A 17133-nucleotide genomic window follows, 5' to 3' on the forward strand; every position below is an offset into this window, starting at 1 on the left:
AAAGAAAATTAATTAAGCAATTGTAGTGTTTTCTACTGCAACACGCATCTGTTTTGCAGCAGCAACCATTTCGATTAAAGCCTTTTTGGTTTCATCCCAATGACGGGTTTTCAAACCACAATCAGGATTTACCCATAATTGATCGGCAGGGATTACCGCAGCTGCTTTTTCCAGTAAATGAACCATTTCTTCGTTTGAAGGCACACGTGGCGAGTGGATGTCATATACTCCCGGTCCAATTTCGTTTGGATATTTAAAATCGGCAAAAGCATCCAGTAATTCCATTTGCGAACGCGAACATTCGATGGTAATCACGTCGGCATCCATATCGGCAATATTTTGAATGATATCGTTAAATTCACTGTAGCACATGTGCGTATGGATTTGGGTGTCATCGGCAACTCCGCTGGCAGAAATTCTAAAAGCTTTAATTGCCCAATCCAAATAAGCAGCCCATTCTTCTTTTCGCAACGGAAGTCCTTCACGAATGGCAGGTTCGTCAATTTGGATGATTTTAATTCCTGCTTTTTCCAAATCTACTACTTCATCACGGATGGCAAGTGCAATTTGGGTACAGGTTTCTGAGCGCGCCTGATCGTTACGCACAAACGACCATTGCAAAATAGTAACCGGTCCGGTCAACATTCCTTTTACCCATTTTGGAGTTAAGGATTGTGCAAATTCAGCCCATTTTACAGTCATCGGATTCGGACGGGAAACATCACCATAAATAACCGGCGGTTTCACGCAACGGCTACCATAACTTTGTACCCAACCGTTTTTAGTAAAGGCAAATCCGTCTAATTGCTCTCCAAAATATTCCACCATATCGTTGCGTTCAAATTCGCCATGAACTAAAACGTCAATTCCGGATTCTTCCTGGAAACGAATGGTTTCTTCGGTTTCTTTTTCCAATAAGGTATCGTATTCGTATTGGGACAATTCGCCTTTTTTAAACTTAGCTCTCCAACTTCTTACTTCGGCAGTTTGTGGAAAAGAACCAATAGTTGTTGTTGGGAATAGCGGCAATTTTAAAGCTTCAATTTGTTTTTCTCTTCGAAAAGCAAATACATTTTTACGTTGATCGTCTCCGCTTGTAATACTGGCAACACGATTTTTTACCGCTTCGTTGTGAATTAATTTCGAGGTTTTTCGGTTCTCGTTAGCGATAGTGTTTTCCTGATAATGAGCCTGGTCATTTTCGGTGATTTCTCCAGAAGCTAAATTGCGAAGCACTACTACTTCTTCAATTTTTTGTTTGGCAAAAGCCAGCCATTGTTTGATTTCAGGAGTTAGCGTTTTGTCATTTGTTTCCAAATCTAAATCGCAAGGGGAGTGGATTAAGGAACAAGAAGGTGCAATTAAAACACGGTCATTTCCTATTGCAGCAGTCGCTTTTTCGATTAAAGCTAAAGATTTTTTGAAATCATTTTTCCAGATATTTCTACCATCAACAACTCCCAAAGAAAGTTTTACGTTATTGGCTAATTTTCCGGATTGTAAAATATCGTCTAATTGCGAAGGACAACGTACTAAATCCAAATGTAGAGTATCAACAGGCAAAGCCAAAGCGGTTTCCAGATTTTCTCCAAAACAGTCAAAATAATTAGCCAGAATTACTTTTAAGTTTGGAAAACGTTTGTTGATTGCATTATATACTTTTGTGTAGGTGTTTCTTTCTTTGTCAGTAAGATTAAGGGCTAAAAAAGGTTCGTCAAGTTGGATGTAAGTTGCACCTTGTGCTTCTAATTTTTCTAAAATTTCGAAATAAACAGGTAATAAAGCATCGATAAGGTCAATGCGGTTGAAGCCTTCTTCTTTTTCTTTTCCCAGCAATAAATAGGTGATTGGCCCAATTAAAACTGGTTTTGTATGAATTCCTAATTGCTTGGCTTCAATGAATTCGTTGATTATTTTTTCTGAGAATAAAGAAAACTGTTGGTTCTTAGTGAATTCAGGAACGATATAGTGGTAATTGGTGTCAAACCATTTGGTCATTTCCATTGCAACAACGTCTTGTCCATCTTTTTGCGAACCTCTTGCCATAGCAAAGTATAAATCCAATGCCGGTTTTGTTTTAGCAATTTCAGCATAACGATTAGGAATGGCTCCTAATGTTAAACTTAAATCCAAAACCTGATCGTAGAAAGAAAAATCATTTGACGGAATCAAATCAATTCCGGCTTTGGTCTGTAATTGCCAATTTTCTTTTCTGATTGTTGCGGCTGTAGCCAATAGTTCTTCGGCTGAAATTTTTCCGGCCCAGTATAACTCACTAGATTTTTTTAATTCTCTATTACTTCCAATTCTAGGGTAACCTAAATTATTTGTTTTCATTTTATCAGTATTTATTACTGTACAAAGGTATGTTTGTAGATTTTAATACTTAAATTTGGTTGTTAATTAAGTAAAATGAATTGTTTTTGTGTTTTATTTTGGTTTTTTGTTCTTTTAATAATTCTCAAACACAACTTTAGCAGTAAAATATTCTATGGAAAATTTAGACAACACCGATTTACAGATATTAAAACAGCTCCAACAGGACTCGAATATTAGTATAAAAGACCTGGCAGCTAAATTGTTTTTGACGGTAACTCCCGTTTATGAGCGCATCAAAAGATTGGAACGCGAAGGTTATATTATGAAATATGTTGCTTTATTGGATAAGAAAAAGCTCAATCGCGGAATGACCGTTTTTTGTAATGTACGTTTGAAAGAACACGCTAAAAATGTGGGAGCTAATTTTGTAAAAGATATCGTGGCACTTCCCGAAATCATAGAATGTTACAATATAGCGGGAGATTATGATTTTATGCTGAAGATTTTAGTTGCCGATATGGCGAGCTATCAGGATTTTGTAATGAATAAATTGTCAACCATTGAGAATATTGGAAATACCCAAAGTGTTTTTGTAATGGGTGAGATTAAACACAGTACTGAATTGAGTTTTTGATTTTTGCATTTTTAAATAAGTAATTATAGTCACTGTTTTCTTATATTTGGAGATAAATATTAGGAAACTATACTGTAAATGGAACAATTTAAAATTGCAAATTATTTACTCGCATCAAAACAAAAGCGAGTTTTAAATTGGATTATTGATATTATAATAATGCGGTTTATTGTTTATTTAGCATTGACTTTTATGAATTCTTCAGCTATTTCAAATAGAATAAATTCGTTTGACATGATTGAACGTTATTTATTCTGGAGTATTATCATTTTTATTTATTATGGAATTACCGAAGTTTTTCTTTCCCGTTCTCTAGCTAAATATTTTACTAAAACAATTGTTGTTATGGAAGACGGTTCAAAACCAGATATAATAACGATTTTAGTTCGAACTTTGGTGCGTATTTTCCCTTTTGAACCTTTGAGTTTTTTGAGAGGACGTACTTTGGGTTTACACGATGAAAAATCAAGAACTTTTGTTGTTATGAAATCCAAACTCGAACAGCGAATAGAAGAACATCTTGTGTTAGAATCTTTGGAGAAAGTCCTAAAATAAAATGTATTTTTGGTTCTTAAATCTACAATCATAAATCTACAATCTAATATCATATGAACTGGGAACAACTTTTATCTTTAAAACGACAAGGTGATACAAGCAAACGACTACGAATAGAGCAGGATGACACCCGTTTAGGCTTTGAAGTTGATTATGATCGTATTATTTTCTCGGCTGCTTTTAGAAGTTTGCAAGATAAAACTCAGGTTATTCCGCTTTCTAAGACCGACTTTGTGCATACTAGATTGACACATAGTTTAGAAGTTTCGGTTGTGGGACGTTCCTTAGGGCGTTTGGTTGGGAAAAAAATCATTGAGAAATATCCTTATCTAAAAGAAGTTCATGGTTTTCACATGAACGATTTTGGAGCTATCGTTGCTGCGGCATCTTTGGCACATGATATAGGAAATCCTCCTTTTGGGCATTCGGGCGAAAAGGCTATTGGAGAATATTTTTCTATTGGTAAGGGAAAAAAATACCAAGAGTTTCTGAGTCCAAAACAATGGCAGGATTTAATTGATTTTGAAGGGAATGCTAATGGTTTTTCGGTGATGACTTCCAGTCGTCCGGGGATTGAAGGCGGACTCCGAATTTCGTATGCCACTTTAGGTGCTTTTATGAAATACCCAAAAGAAAGTTTGCCTAAAAAACCAACCCGAAATATTTCTGATAAAAAATATGGTTTCTTTCAGGCTGACAAAGCGTTTTTTGAAGAAGCGGCAAAAGATATGGGTTTGATTCCAAATAAATCGGGAGAGGACATTGGTTTTGAAAGACATCCTTTGGCTTATTTAGTCGAAGCGGCAGATGATATTTGCTATACCATTATTGATTTTGAAGACGGAATTAATTTAGGTTTGGTTTCCGAAGATTTTGCTTTGGAATATTTAATCAAATTAGTGAAGGACAGTATTGATACCTCAAAATACAAAGCTTTAGAAACCAAAGAGGATAGAATCAGTTATTTGCGTGCACTGGCAATTGGTAGTTTGATTAATGATGCCGTAAAAGTGTTTATTACCAATGAAGAAGCCATTTTGCAAGGAAAATTTCCTTTTGCCTTAATGGATAAAAGTAAATATAAAGCACAAATGGATGATATTATCAAAATCAGTGTTGATAAAATCTACCAAAGCCGCGAGGTTATCGAAAAAGAATTAGTAGGTTACCAGATTATACAAACTTTATTGGATAAGTTTATTACGGCTTACGATAATAAATTTAATGGAACAGCCTCTAATTATGATAAGTTAATCTTGAAACTATTACCTGAAAAACATAATTTGGAAAAAGAAAATCTTTATGAGCGCCTGCTGCATATTTGCCATTATGTTTCCTTACTGACCGATGGGAATGCACTGGAAATATACGAAACCATAAACGGCAGGAAAAAAAGTTAGGCTTTAAAAGGCATAAGTCAACCCTACACCCAAAACTTGCTTGATTTGGGTTTTTGGACCTTCGGTTACTTGTACTCCGGCAACTTCGGTTTTATTTTTGATGTCATCATCATATAAAATTCGGGTTCCTATGTTGGCTTTTACATATTGGTTTACCACCAAGTTTAAAGCTAAGTCACAGTCAACATCGACGTTTCCAAAATTGTTCACATAGTCCGAATAAAGGCTTAAGTTATTTACAAAAACCACGTTTTTGTAAATCTCTTTTTTGTATTGATTGGTAATTAAAAAGCCTAATTCATTTTTAGATCTTTTCCCTTTTGTTATTATATTTCCGTCTTTGTCATAAATGGCTTTTTCAACCCCAAAAGCTCCTTTATTAGCTAATTCCTGATCCCAAACAAAGGTTGCTTTATAGGTAAAAGGAGAAAGATATATTACCCGGCTTTTTGACTTTGTGCTGTTTTCTGCACCAACACCCAAGAACATATAAGCTGGTGCGAATAGTCTGGAAATAGGATTATCTTTATTTGGATATTTGTAACCATTGGTTAATTGGGTATTGAAATTCAGTTTAGCTGAATGAAACCAAGTGCTTTCTGTATCTTGTCTATGACCAAAGGTAGAGTTGAATCGGAAGGCATCGTCGGTTTTACGGATTTCAATTCCGTCTTGTTTGTTCATTCCGTATCTTACACTAAGCTCGTTAACCCATTTCACCAGTTTTTTTTCGTAAGTTCTGTTGAAATCGCCTTTGAGCAATCCTGAAATAGAACTGGTTCCCCCGGCACTCCAATTGACAAAAGCAATTTCGGAAATATCAAACCCAAGTATGTTTTTTTTGCCCCAACAAGATGGAAGCTTTTTTTCAACTTCAGGAAGTACAACCATTCTGGCAAGAGTATACTTTAGTTTTGCAGGTGGAATTTTTCTGTAAAAGTTGTCGTTTAATACCGGAAGAATAATTTTTTTTATAGTATCTGTTTGAGTCGAGTCACTAACTGATTGTGAAAAAACAGGAATAGTAATACTGAATAAGAATGTAATTATAAGGAAACTGAGATTTTGTGCTTTCATTCGTAAATTGAAATTTTGGGTTGCGCAAATTACTTGTTTATATAACTTGAAAAAAGTGATTTTAGTGTGTTAACATCAATCTTGCAATGTTGCTGCAATTGACTAACAGTAGCTTGCTCAATAAATTCATCTGAAATCCCCAGAGTTTTAAAATTGGGATGATAATTGTTTTGGGCAGCAAATTCTAAAATTCCACTTCCAAAGCCTCCAATAATTGTGCCATCTTCGATGGTGATGATATTTTTGAATTTTTTGAATATTTCGTGAAGTAATTTTTCGTCTAATGGTTTTACAAATGCAAAATCATAATGCGCAATTTTTTCCGGATTTCCAATTTCGTCCAGTGCCAGTTTTACATTGTTTCCGATGGTTCCATTGGATAAAATCGCTACATTTGTTCCGTTTTTAAGGCAAAATGCTTTCCCAATTTCAATACTTTCATAATGACCAAAATGTTCTTTTTTCCAATCGGCAATAATGCCGCGACCACGCGGATATCGGATAGCAATTGGCGATTCAAGCCCTAGTTGAGCGGTGTATAGAATGTTTTGTAGAGCAATTTCATTTGCAGGCGCATAAATAATGAGGTTAGGAATGCAGCGTAAATAAGCTATGTCAAAAACACCGTGGTGGGTCGCCCCGTCTTCGCCAACGAGTCCTGCTCTGTCTAAGCAAAAAATCACAGGCAGTTTTTGTAAAGCCACATCGTGAATGAGCTGATCGTAAGCTCTTTGTAAAAAAGTAGAATAGATATTGCAAAAAACAGTCATTCCCTGGGTTGCCATTCCGGCGGCTAGGGTTACTGCATGTTGCTCGGCAATACCCACATCAAAAGCGCGTTCCGGCAAGGCATCCATCATGAATTTTAATGAACTTCCTGTAGGCATAGCTGGAGTGATTCCTACTATTTTTTTGTTTTTTTGTGCCAAATCCAATATGGTTAAGCCAAAAACATCCTGATATTTAGGAGGTAAATTTTCTTCTGATTTTGGAATGATTTCGCCTGTTGCAGCATCAAATTTTCCCGGCGCATGGTATTGCACCTGATTTTCTTCGGCTTGTTGTAGTCCTTTGCCTTTCGTAGTGATGACATGCAGGAATTTAGGCCCTTTTATTTTTTGTAAACGCTTTAGTTCTTTGATAACGGCAAAAATATCATTGCCATCAATTGGTCCTGAATAATTAAAATTCAAGGATTTAATCATATTATTTTGCCTCGGATTTTTACCTTCTTTTACTGCGGTAAGATAGTTTTTTAAGGCCCCAACACTCGGGTCGATCCCGATGGCGTTATCGTTAAGAATGACCAATAAATTAGCATTGGTTACTCCGGCATGATTTAATCCTTCAAAAGCCATTCCCGATGCAATCGATGCGTCGCCAATTACTGCAATGTGTTGCTTATTGAAATCGCCTTTTAAATTGGATGCAATTGCCATTCCCAAAGCTGCCGAAATGGAAGTAGAGGAGTGGCCCACGCCAAAGGCATCATATACACTTTCGCTTCTTTTAGGAAAACCTGAAATTCCGTTTAGTTGGCGGTTAGTATGGAAAATTTCTCTGCGACCCGTTAGAATCTTATGTCCGTAAGCCTGATGACCAACATCCCAAATTAATGCGTCATTGGGCGTGTTGAATACATAATGCAAAGCAATGGTTAATTCGACAACACCTAAACTGGCTCCCAAATGTCCTTCTTTTACCGAAACAATATCGATAATAAAATCACGTAATTCCAGTGCTAATTGAGGAAGTTGGGCTTCGTCAAGCAGGCGTAAATCGTTGGGTGTAGCTATGTTTGAAAGTAAATTTTCCGGCATAGTGCAAATGTACAAATTGAATGCTGTATTTTTGCCCCATGGAAAATATTTTCACCGACGACTATTTTATGAAGAAAGCTTTGCAGGAGGCAGAAATGGCTTTTGAAAAAGGCGAAATACCTGTAGGTGCAGTTATTGTTGTTAATAATACGGTTATAGCCCGCAGTCATAATCTAACCGAAATGCTGAATGATGTTACCGCCCATGCCGAAATGCAATCTATAACGGCTGCGGCTAATTATTTAGGCGGAAAATATTTGAAAGATTGTACCTTGTATGTTACACTGGAGCCTTGCCAGATGTGCGCCGGTGCTTTGTATTGGAGCCAAATTTCTAAGATTGTTTTTGGCGCTAGTGATGCACAGCGTGGTTTTGAGAAAATGGGAACACAGTTGCATCCTAAAACTACGGTTGTTCGAGGAGTATTGGCTGATGAAGCGGCTGATTTAATGAAACGTTTTTTTCTGGAAAGACGTAAATAAGTTAATTTCTTTTCATTTAATATAAGTAAAACATATAAAGGCATAAGAATACCATAAAGCCATTAAAACAAATTATGTTGTAAAATGTGTTTTCAGAAAACCTTTTCCCTGAAAGAAGTATTTTTAAGCTTATCGCTATTGAAAAAAGCAACACACAATAAAAGTAAAATTGAATTCCGTTAATACTTAAGCTACTAGAAATATCACTTGTGTAATCATTATTCTTTGATTTGATTTTTGTTACAGATTTAAATACTAAAGAATATTCAAGTTCTATATCACTCTCTTCGATGTAATTTTTTACTGTTGAAAAAGTGAATCCTTTTTGTGTGTAATAATGATAAGACAGTTTTTGTGGTTTAGTTCCATTTTTTCCTCCAACAGTTCTTATAGCGTAATGAGTTATTATATCTGTTGTTTTTAAAGTCGGTAAGACGTAAAAATCTAAAAATCCTAATGATATAAAAAAGGTTATTATGCTTAAAGCATAAATCACTAATGTTTTGTTTTTTGATATGAATTCATTTTCAGGGAAATCTGCTGGTAGACTGGCCATTTATTCTATTCTTTAAGACGAACGAAATATAATATATTTTTAGTCTGATTTTTTGCATTCTATTTAAAATAAAAATATTCTTATGAAAATTTGAGTCTTAGTCCAGATAGAAGTAGCATTTTTTTATTTGTTTTTTAGTTTTTAAATCCTTCCATCAAATACACTAGCATATTTCTCACGGGTTTCCCTCCCCGATATTGTTTGATGATGACAGGAGCATTTATTTTTTCAAAATCATCTTTATAGATTTCATTCGGGTCGCTAAAATTATTGGAAACGTTAATATAGTAGGCGTCATCTCCTTTCTGGATTGGTTTCCTGAATTGATTCAACCAATGATAGGTGTGAATGTCTTCCAGTTTTCCAATGGCAACAAAATTAAGAAGAAGAGGTGCTGCAATATAATTATCAATATGTGCCCCCGGAAACCATTTGTTGTTGATGATAAAATTGGTATTGGTTTTTCCCTCTGATTTATTCTTCTGAATTATTTTACCAACTTCGGTTTTGAAAAAATTCCAATCATACATATCTAAAGTCACATCTCCTTTACCTAAACTAGCTTCATCGGTTTTTCCTAAAGTTCCGGGGTAAAATGATAGAACTAAAATTCCAAGAAAACTCACAGCTAGAATTAAATAATTAGCATAATATACTAAGCGGGGCAGCCGGGAATTGATTTTAAAATCAGATAAATAACAAGCTGACAGTAACAATAAAGCGGTGAATCCAGGTCCAGACCAGTGTGGCAAAGTATCTCTAAACAACGAAACAAACAATAAAATCCCAATCAAAGGAAAACTCATTAAAAGCAAGAGTCTGATATAATTAATTGAGATGTTAATTCTCTTTTTCCAAAAGGCAATCAAAGTAGTTATGATTATAAAATAATTTATTGGATTATTATATGCCGCTCCGCCAAAAAACTCCCGAATAAAACTATTGGGATTGATTCCTCGATTGATGCTTACTCGATTGCTATGAAAAGTGTAAGTGATAAAATCATTTTCTATATTCCAAAACAAAATAGGTGAAATCACTAAAAGCGTCAACAATATCGATACGTACAGATAGCCGTTTGAAAGTAACTTTCGATTGTAAATAAGAATATACAGTCCGAATCCAAACCACAAAAATACTCCGTGAACCTTACTCATTACGCACAAGCCAGTACTTAATCCAAACAACAGCAAGTACAAATTAGATTTTGCGTTGCTTTGTTCGTCAGTAATTAGATGCACTAAAAAGTAAAGACTGAGAATCCAAAAAAACAATTGTGGTGCATCGGGCATAATGAAAACACCAGCAATAATACTGGCATAAATAGACGAAGTGTACAGCAAAGCAGCAATGAAACTGGCTCTTTCGTCTTTGATTTTTTTCCCAATAGCATACATGAGATAGGTATTGGCAGCAGCTAAAAGAATAGGGCCTAATCGGATGAAAAAATCAGAGGTCAACATCAAATTAAAAGTCGTTAGCCGAATTAACAAGGCAACTAATGGCGGATGGTCAAAATAATTCCATTGCAAATGCTGGGCATAAGTCACATAATAAACCTCGTCATTTCCTAAACCTATTGAAAAAGCAATAATGCAGCGAATTACTGTTGCAAGTAGGATGAGACCTGCCACTTTATTTTTAAAGAACATATTTAGCTTTTAAAAGTATAGAAAGTATTCGCTCCAAAATTCCAAATAAATACAACTGCAGTCACGATGATTTTACAAACGTAAAAATTGATTTTGGTCTTTTTTTGCAATGAATATAGAAAGCCTGTATTGATGCTAAAACCAATTATTGCAATGATTAAAAAGCTAAGGAATTGAAGCCCGATTTCAGGATTGTGATTGTCGAAAGTGAAGTATTTATTCAAAAAATAATTATTTGTAACTCCAAATAGAAAACCAAAACCATTGGCAACGTATTTATTGAGGTTTAATTTTTCTTTACAAATCCAGGTGATACCAAAGTCAATAACAAGTCCTGTAAAACCAACTAATCCAAATTTAAAAAACTTTAAAATATCCATTTATTGTTGGCTTAGTGTAGGATTTGAAAAACTGGGAGAAGAGTGTTTTAGAGAATCTATTTTCTTTTTTACAACGGGATTTTCGATGATTTTATTAAACCAAATCACAGATAAAGAACCAAAAACTACTCCAATTAATGCTCCTGCAAATACATCCATCAAAAAATGATGGGCCAGGTAAATTCGGGAATAACCCACCAAAATACTTAATACAAGTAGTGAAATACAGATGTATCTTCTTTTGCAATAATTAGATAATACGGTTGCCAAAGCAAAAAAAGAAGCTGTATGTCCCGAAGGAAAACTGTTAAAGCCTATTCGGCTTGAAGCAAAAGTATCCAGATAATATTGATAATGATGCAATTCGAAATAAACTTTTGGCCTTGGAGCCGCTATGATGTTTTTTATAATTTGGGCAAAAATTCCGGAACTGATGTAGGAAAGTAAGATGATGAAGGCCAGTTTTCGATGTTTTTTGACAAAAAGTAAAATAAATACAGCCGAAACAATAATAAACCAACCATCACCCAGAAAGGTAATACTTTCGAAAATAAGATTTAAAATAGCGGTATGAAATTGATTCAGCCAGATGAAACCATCGGCTTGAGAAAAGGAGCATAACTGCAAGATAACAGTGGCTATCAGGACTAAATTAAGGCCGTAGAAAAAACTATTTTGAGTAATTACTTTTAAAAAAGAATTCATTTTACAAAAATTTAAACTTCTGTAAAGCTAGCTGTCAAAGCTATATTTAATGTAAAGCCGGTTTTGTGAAAACGAAATCAAATCTTTATCAATATGTTAGGAAAGGAAAATTAAGGTTAACAGTAGATTTTATAATTTCTTAACCGCGCTGGGATTTAAATTCCTTTGTTTCTTGAAATAATTAGAAAGATGACTCTCGTCTGTAAAACCAAATTCGTAAGCGATTTGTTTCATCGATAATTGCTTGTTCAGAATCCTTTTTTCTATTAACTGGGTTCTTAGTTTGTTGCAATATTCCCGATAACTTATCGAAAAATTACGCTTGAAATAGGTTCCAAAATAACTTTGAGAGATATTAAAATGTTCTGCAATGGTTTTAATCTGAACCAGTTTTGGTTTGTAAATATTCTGATGGATATAGGAAATAATCTGGTCGTTATCTATTCCTGAGCCGGTGATTTTTATATTCTGTTGTTGCAAGCTTTCTTTTATCAGTCCAAATATGGATAAGATTTGGTAAAAGGCAATTGGCGAAGTAGAAATATTGGCTTTGCTATTGTAGGCTCTAATATTGTCAATGGTGTTTTTTAGTATGTTTGCACAAGTAGCATCTAATTTTAGTACATTTTCTTTAAGTGATTTATCGCGCATGAAATTCTCGGGAGTATTGAGCAGAAACTCATCGCAAGCCAGTTTTTTATTTGAATTGAAATAGGTGTCGGTGAATTTGATAAAGAAAAACCGTGTTGTTTTTTTGATGTCAAAATAGTGCTCGTCATCAGTGGAAAGCACAAACAAATCTCCGGATTTATACGGAAGCAGGTTTTTGTTTAATTGGTGAATCCCACTTCCTTTTATAATGTAAATAATCTCGTAATAGGTGTGACTGTGTCTGGGAAGATGATATTGGTCTTCTTCAAATTCATCAATTACTAAGGTGTCAAATTGATTTAATGTTTTCATATGTAGATATTTATTGTTTTTTATCGGTCATATGTAATTCGCATATTTTCATTGGTGTTTACGAGTAATTTAGGGTGTGCTCATTTCATAACCTATAGTTGCAAGTTTATGTTGTAAAATTACAATTTCTTTGCAGCAGTTATCAATAAATTTGCAAAGTAAAATAGACGTTGCTCTATAAATGATGCCACGTTAGTTAATAATCTCTTTTATAATAAAATGAAAAAAAGTTTGCTTTCACTCGCTTTGGGTGGTTTGACGATAGGAATTACGGAGTTTGTGATGATGGGAATATTGCCTGATATTGCTACCAATTTAAATATTAGCATACCCGTTGCGGGACATTTAATTTCGGCTTATGCGCTTGGAGTTGTAATCGGTGCGCCATTGTTAGTGATTATCACACGAAATTATCCGCCTAAAAAAACGCTTTTGATTCTGGCGAGTATGATTACTGTTTTTAATACGCTTTCGATTATAGCGCCTAATTATGGATTTTTATTTGCGGTGCGCCTGCTTTCGGGATTGCCGCATGGTGCTTTTTTTGGAGTTGGTGCGGTGGTTGCCAGTCGCCTAGCTGACAAGGGTAAAGAAGCTCAGGCTATATCGGTTATGTTTGCGGGTTTGACTATTGCTAATCTTTTGGGAGTTCCTTTAGGGACTTATATTGGACATCATTTTTCATGGCGTTATACGTTTATAATTATCGCCATTGTTGGAACTCTTACAGTATGTTCACTTTATTTTTGGATGCCTAATATAGAGGCTAAAGCCAGGGAAGGTATGAAAACGCAGTTGTTGTTTTTTAAGAAAGCCGAAGCTTGGTTGGTGATTCTTATTACCGCTATTGGTGCAGGAGGTTTGTTTTGTTGGATTAGTTACATTGCACCATTATTAACAGAAATTTCAGGCTTTGATGCTGGTGATGTGCCATATATTATGATGTTGGCTGGATTGGGAATGGTTTTAGGGAATTTTATAGGTGGAAAATTAGCTGATCGATATTCTGCTGAAAAGACGATTATTGTGTTGCTTTCGGTTATGGCAATCGATTTGATGTTGGTGTTTTTCTTTTCGTCCAATCCTTATGTAAGTTTAGCATTGGTTTTTTCTACTGGTTGTATTGCTTTTGCTGTGGCTGCGCCAATTCAAACTTTGATGATACAAACTGCGGTAGGTGCCGAAATGATTGCTTCGGCAGCTATTCAGGCGGCTTTTAATACCGGAAATGCTTTAGGGGCTTTTCTTGGTGGATTGCCTTTAATTGCCGGATTTAGTTATGCTTCGCCTAATTTAGTTGGTATCACAATGTCGATTCTGGGAGTGCTTTTTACGGTAGTCTTTTTACAAAGAAAACGACGTGTTTTAAAGTTGCAAAGGATTTAATTTTTTACCACAAAGACACAAAGTTTAAAAACGCAAAGAGCACTAAGAAATTTGTCGATAAAATAAGGCACAAAAAAACCGCCGATCTTACGAAAGGCGGTTTTTTGTTGTATGTAAATGTGATATGTTTTCAGTAGTATTGAAGTTGTTTTAGTTTATAAACGTTTTTTTTCTATATTTACACTTCAATTATATAAAGATTTGCTTTACAATAACGGAAGAGTCCAACGATTTAAGTAGTTTATAAAACGAAAAAAATCTGCGGGCTCTTATCTTTAATAATATCTGTCTTTTATTGGAAATAAAAGATAAATAATGATTAGTTAAGTTGTTTCTTATTATGCTTTTACTCTTTTTGGAAAGTTTATTAGTGTAGATTTCTCTTCTTCTTACGGTTTTGTAATTAGGGTCGAAATGGTCAATTAAGATAGCTATTATTACCCCAAATCGTAATATTAATTGACGTGCTTCTTTTTTATTTGTAGAAAATAAAGTTGACTTTAAATTTTCAAGCCACTGGGAAAGTTTTGATTCAGATGTGTCTAGGGTTTCTGTGAATTCTTTTAAAGACATGACTCTAAATCTATGCCCTTGTTCTTTAATAAGACATTCCCCAAGAATTCTTTGCATTGATCGGTCTAGAATTCTGAACTTTCTAGATTCTATAGTTTCAATAAATCTTAATAATTCTTTACCTTTTTTAATTTTTGATAAGTCTGTATATTGACTTTCTAATCTTAAATATTCAATTTGAGCCCAAAATTGTGCAAACAAGTAAAAGACATATTTTTGGTTATGTAATGGGTCGATTGAATTTGAATTATCAAGGTTTATAAAGGAGGAAAGGTCTTCTTTTGCTAACGATTCTAGTTTTCCATATAATTCGCTTGCCGATTTTAATATTGGATCAAGATTTTCATAAAATATTTTTGAGGCTTCTCTTCTTGTGGTAAAATATCTTTTCACTTCAGGATGTAAGAATTTAAATCCCTCCCATATGACTCCTCCAGTTATTGCAGTTGTTATTGTTGTTAAGTGCTCTGTCATTAAAATGATTATTATCTAAAAAAGCATATTTGTGTACTTGTATCTTTGAAAGATATAAAACCTAAATATAGTATTTTATTCGTATAAAAATGAAAATTGAATTTTTGCAAAAAGAGATAGTCTTTTAAAAACAAAATCCCTAGCCCTGATAGTAGCGGAAATCCTTTTTATTTTTCTTTTAAAATAAAAAGATTGAAGCGAATAGCAGGAAGTAGCTCCTGAAAACATTTAATTTTTTTTACCACAAAGGCACAAAGTTTAAAACACAAAGAACACTAAGGAATCTGTAGTTAAAAAAAGGCACAAAAAAACCGCCAATCTCACGAAAGGCGGTTTTTTGTTTAGTCTTTTATAGCATTTCCTTTGTTGTCAAAGAAATGATATTCTAAATACGTGTAAGCGTCACGTGGTATAATTTTCACCCATTTTTTATGTTCAAGGAACCATTTTGAACGTAATGATGGAAAACCTTTGCTGAGGTAAGCAGCCACAAACGGATGTACATTAAGCACTACTTTTTTGTGGGTTTTTAAAACTCTTTCCAGGTCGGAGTTGATTTTATCAATGATTAGTATTGGTGCTTCGATTTCACCATTTTCATTGTTTGGATCTTCTTCTCTGGTTTTAATATTTCTTTCTGGTCTTACTCTTTGTCTGGTAATTTGGACTAATCCAAATTTACTAGGAGGTAAGATTTTGTGTTTTGCTTTATCGTCGCTCATTTCTTCTCTCAAGAAGTCGAACAAGACTTTGCGATTTTCGGGATTAGACATATCGATAAAATCCACTACTATGATACCGCCCATATCGCGCAAACGCAATTGTCTGGCTATTTCGGCTGCGGCAATCATATTGACTTCCATGGCTGTGTCTTCCTGATTAGTCGCTTTATTCGAACGATTTCCGCTGTTCACGTCAATTACGTGTAGAGCTTCAGTGTGTTCGATAATAAGATAAGCGCCTTTACTCATGGAAACGGTTTTCCCAAAAGAAGTTTTGATTTGTCTCTCTATATTGTATTTCTCGAAGATTGGCGTGTCGTTTGATTGATAAAACTTCACAATAGATTGTTTGGATGGAGCAATTTCTTGCAAGTAATCCTTAGTTTGGTTGTACAACTCTTCATCATCTATTTGGATACTGGTAAAGGTATCGTTGAAAACGTCTCTTAGTATTGAGGAAGCTCGGTTGAGTTCGCCTAATACTTTTGAGGGATGATGAGCAGTTGGTAATTTCTTACACATTGCAGTCCATCTGCTAAGCAGGTTCTGCAAATCTTTTTCTAATTCGGCTGTATTTTTGCCTTCGGCTACTGTGCGAACAATAACACCAAATCCTTTTGGTTTGATGGATTGTACAAGTTTTTTTAGTCGGTCTTTTTCTTTTTTGTCTTCTATTTTTTGAGAAATAGAAACACGGTCAGAGAAAGGAACTAAAACAATAAAACGTCCGGCAAGAGAAAGCTCGGCGCTAATTCTTGGTCCTTTGGTAGATATTGGTTCTTTTACAACTTGTACTAAGATAGATTGATTGGCGTTTATTACATCGGTAATGGTCCCATCTTTGTCTATCTCTTTTTCAAACTGAAAGTTTTTTAGGGAGAAATCTTTTATTTTACCTGCGCTTACAAGTTTTATGAATTTCAGTTGGGAAGTTAGATTAGGACCTAAGTCGTGATAATGTAAAAAGGCATCTTTTTCGAAGCCTACATTTACAAAAGCAGCATTGAGTCCGGCAACAGGTTTTCTGATTTTGGCAATAAAAATATCGCCTACCTGAAAGTTGCTTGTCTCTTCTTCTTTGTGTAATTCAATTAGTTTTCCATCTTTTAATAAGGCAAAATCTACTGAATCAGAACTAGATCGAATGATTAATTCTTTATTCATGTTGTAAATTTTTATCTGTTTTTTAGAAAATAGAACATAGAGAGAAGAGTAAAGACTTTGAAAGTCTAAAGTCTAAAATCTAAGATCTAAAATCTTATTTACAGATGGATTAAACAATATTTTTGAACAGGTATTAACCCGGAGAAAACTAGTTGGCAGTTTTCAGTTGGCAGAATGCAGCTAACTGCTGACTGAATTCTGAACACTGCTGACTGATTTTCAATTTCAATGAACGTTTAAAAAGAAAAAAGTAGTTCTAGACTACTTTTTC

15 protein-coding genes are annotated in these 17133 nt (G+C 34.6%); 5 read left to right on the plus strand and 10 right to left on the minus strand.

Annotated elements, in window-relative coordinates; genetic code table 11:
• Positions 1 to 12: 12 nt before the first annotated feature.
• Complete coding sequence (gene metE / locus EOD40_RS04025) at positions 13 to 2337, minus strand: 5-methyltetrahydropteroyltriglutamate--homocysteine S-methyltransferase (RefSeq protein ID WP_128193617.1); 2325 nt, start codon at positions 2335 to 2337, stop codon at positions 13 to 15.
• Between the two features lie 154 nt (positions 2338 to 2491).
• Between metE and EOD40_RS04030 the strand changes: the two genes are divergently transcribed.
• From EOD40_RS04030 to EOD40_RS04040, 3 genes are all read left to right on the plus strand, one after another.
• Positions 2492 to 2953, plus strand: coding sequence for an Lrp/AsnC family transcriptional regulator (locus EOD40_RS04030; protein WP_128193618.1), 462 nt, complete (start codon positions 2492 to 2494; stop codon positions 2951 to 2953).
• A 78-nt stretch (positions 2954 to 3031) separates the two neighbouring features.
• Complete coding sequence (locus EOD40_RS04035; protein WP_128193619.1) at positions 3032 to 3508, plus strand: RDD family protein; 477 nt, start codon at positions 3032 to 3034, stop codon at positions 3506 to 3508.
• A gap of 53 nt (positions 3509 to 3561) precedes the next feature.
• Positions 3562 to 4908 (plus strand): deoxyguanosinetriphosphate triphosphohydrolase, encoded by a 1347-nt coding sequence (locus EOD40_RS04040; protein ID WP_128193620.1) that lies wholly within the window; start codon positions 3562 to 3564, stop codon positions 4906 to 4908.
• A gap of 3 nt (positions 4909 to 4911) precedes the next feature.
• Here the strand turns inward: EOD40_RS04040 and EOD40_RS04045 are convergent, their stop codons facing one another.
• A complete protein-coding gene (locus tag EOD40_RS04045) occupies positions 4912 to 5985 on the minus strand; it encodes a DUF3078 domain-containing protein (protein WP_317127906.1) in 1074 nt (357 codons plus the stop codon).
• A 29-nt stretch (positions 5986 to 6014) separates the two neighbouring features.
• Entirely contained in the window at positions 6015 to 7805 is a 1791-nt protein-coding gene (locus EOD40_RS04050) for a 1-deoxy-D-xylulose-5-phosphate synthase (protein ID WP_128193621.1), read from the minus strand.
• 38 nt (positions 7806 to 7843) lie between these two features.
• Here EOD40_RS04050 and EOD40_RS04055 point away from each other — a divergent pair, with 38 nt between their 5' ends.
• The gene (locus EOD40_RS04055; RefSeq protein WP_128193622.1) at positions 7844 to 8287 is read left to right on the plus strand and encodes a nucleoside deaminase; all 444 of its coding nucleotides are present in this window, start codon (positions 7844 to 7846) and stop codon (positions 8285 to 8287) included.
• Positions 8288 to 8303: 16 nt separating this feature from the next.
• Here EOD40_RS04055 and EOD40_RS04060 read toward each other — a convergent pair whose 3' ends face one another.
• The 5 genes from EOD40_RS04060 to EOD40_RS04080 form a co-directional block, all read right to left on the minus strand.
• Complete coding sequence (locus tag EOD40_RS04060; protein WP_128193623.1) at positions 8304 to 8843, minus strand: hypothetical protein; 540 nt, start codon at positions 8841 to 8843, stop codon at positions 8304 to 8306.
• Between the two features lie 134 nt (positions 8844 to 8977).
• Complete coding sequence (locus EOD40_RS04065; protein WP_128193624.1) at positions 8978 to 10495, minus strand: ArnT family glycosyltransferase; 1518 nt, start codon at positions 10493 to 10495, stop codon at positions 8978 to 8980.
• A 2-nt stretch (positions 10496 to 10497) separates the two neighbouring features.
• Entirely contained in the window at positions 10498 to 10875 is a 378-nt protein-coding gene (locus tag EOD40_RS04070; RefSeq protein WP_128193625.1) for a GtrA family protein, read from the minus strand.
• Positions 10876 to 11580 (minus strand): phosphatase PAP2 family protein, encoded by a 705-nt coding sequence (locus EOD40_RS04075; RefSeq protein ID WP_128193626.1) that lies wholly within the window; start codon positions 11578 to 11580, stop codon positions 10876 to 10878. It lies immediately after the preceding gene.
• Positions 11581 to 11709: 129 nt separating this feature from the next.
• Positions 11710 to 12543 carry an AraC family transcriptional regulator gene (locus tag EOD40_RS04080; protein ID WP_128193627.1) on the minus strand — a complete coding sequence of 278 codons (834 nt, stop codon included), beginning with the start codon at positions 12541 to 12543 and terminating at the stop codon, positions 11710 to 11712.
• A 219-nt stretch (positions 12544 to 12762) separates the two neighbouring features.
• On the opposite strand from EOD40_RS04080, the gene EOD40_RS04085 reads away from it, so the two are divergent.
• Positions 12763 to 13929 (plus strand): MFS transporter, encoded by a 1167-nt coding sequence (locus tag EOD40_RS04085; RefSeq protein WP_128193628.1) that lies wholly within the window; start codon positions 12763 to 12765, stop codon positions 13927 to 13929.
• Positions 13930 to 14118: 189 nt separating this feature from the next.
• On the opposite strand, the gene EOD40_RS04090 is transcribed toward EOD40_RS04085, so the two are convergent.
• On the minus strand, positions 14119 to 14976 hold the full coding sequence (locus EOD40_RS04090; RefSeq protein ID WP_128193629.1) for a hypothetical protein: 858 nt from the start codon (positions 14974 to 14976) through the stop codon (positions 14119 to 14121).
• A gap of 341 nt (positions 14977 to 15317) precedes the next feature.
• A complete protein-coding gene (locus tag EOD40_RS04095; RefSeq protein WP_128193630.1) occupies positions 15318 to 16862 on the minus strand; it encodes an Rne/Rng family ribonuclease in 1545 nt (514 codons plus the stop codon).
• Positions 16863 to 17133 lie beyond the last annotated feature (271 nt).

This window comes from Flavobacterium sufflavum (assembly GCF_004016525.1).
Classification (GTDB): domain Bacteria; phylum Bacteroidota; class Bacteroidia; order Flavobacteriales; family Flavobacteriaceae; genus Flavobacterium; species Flavobacterium sufflavum.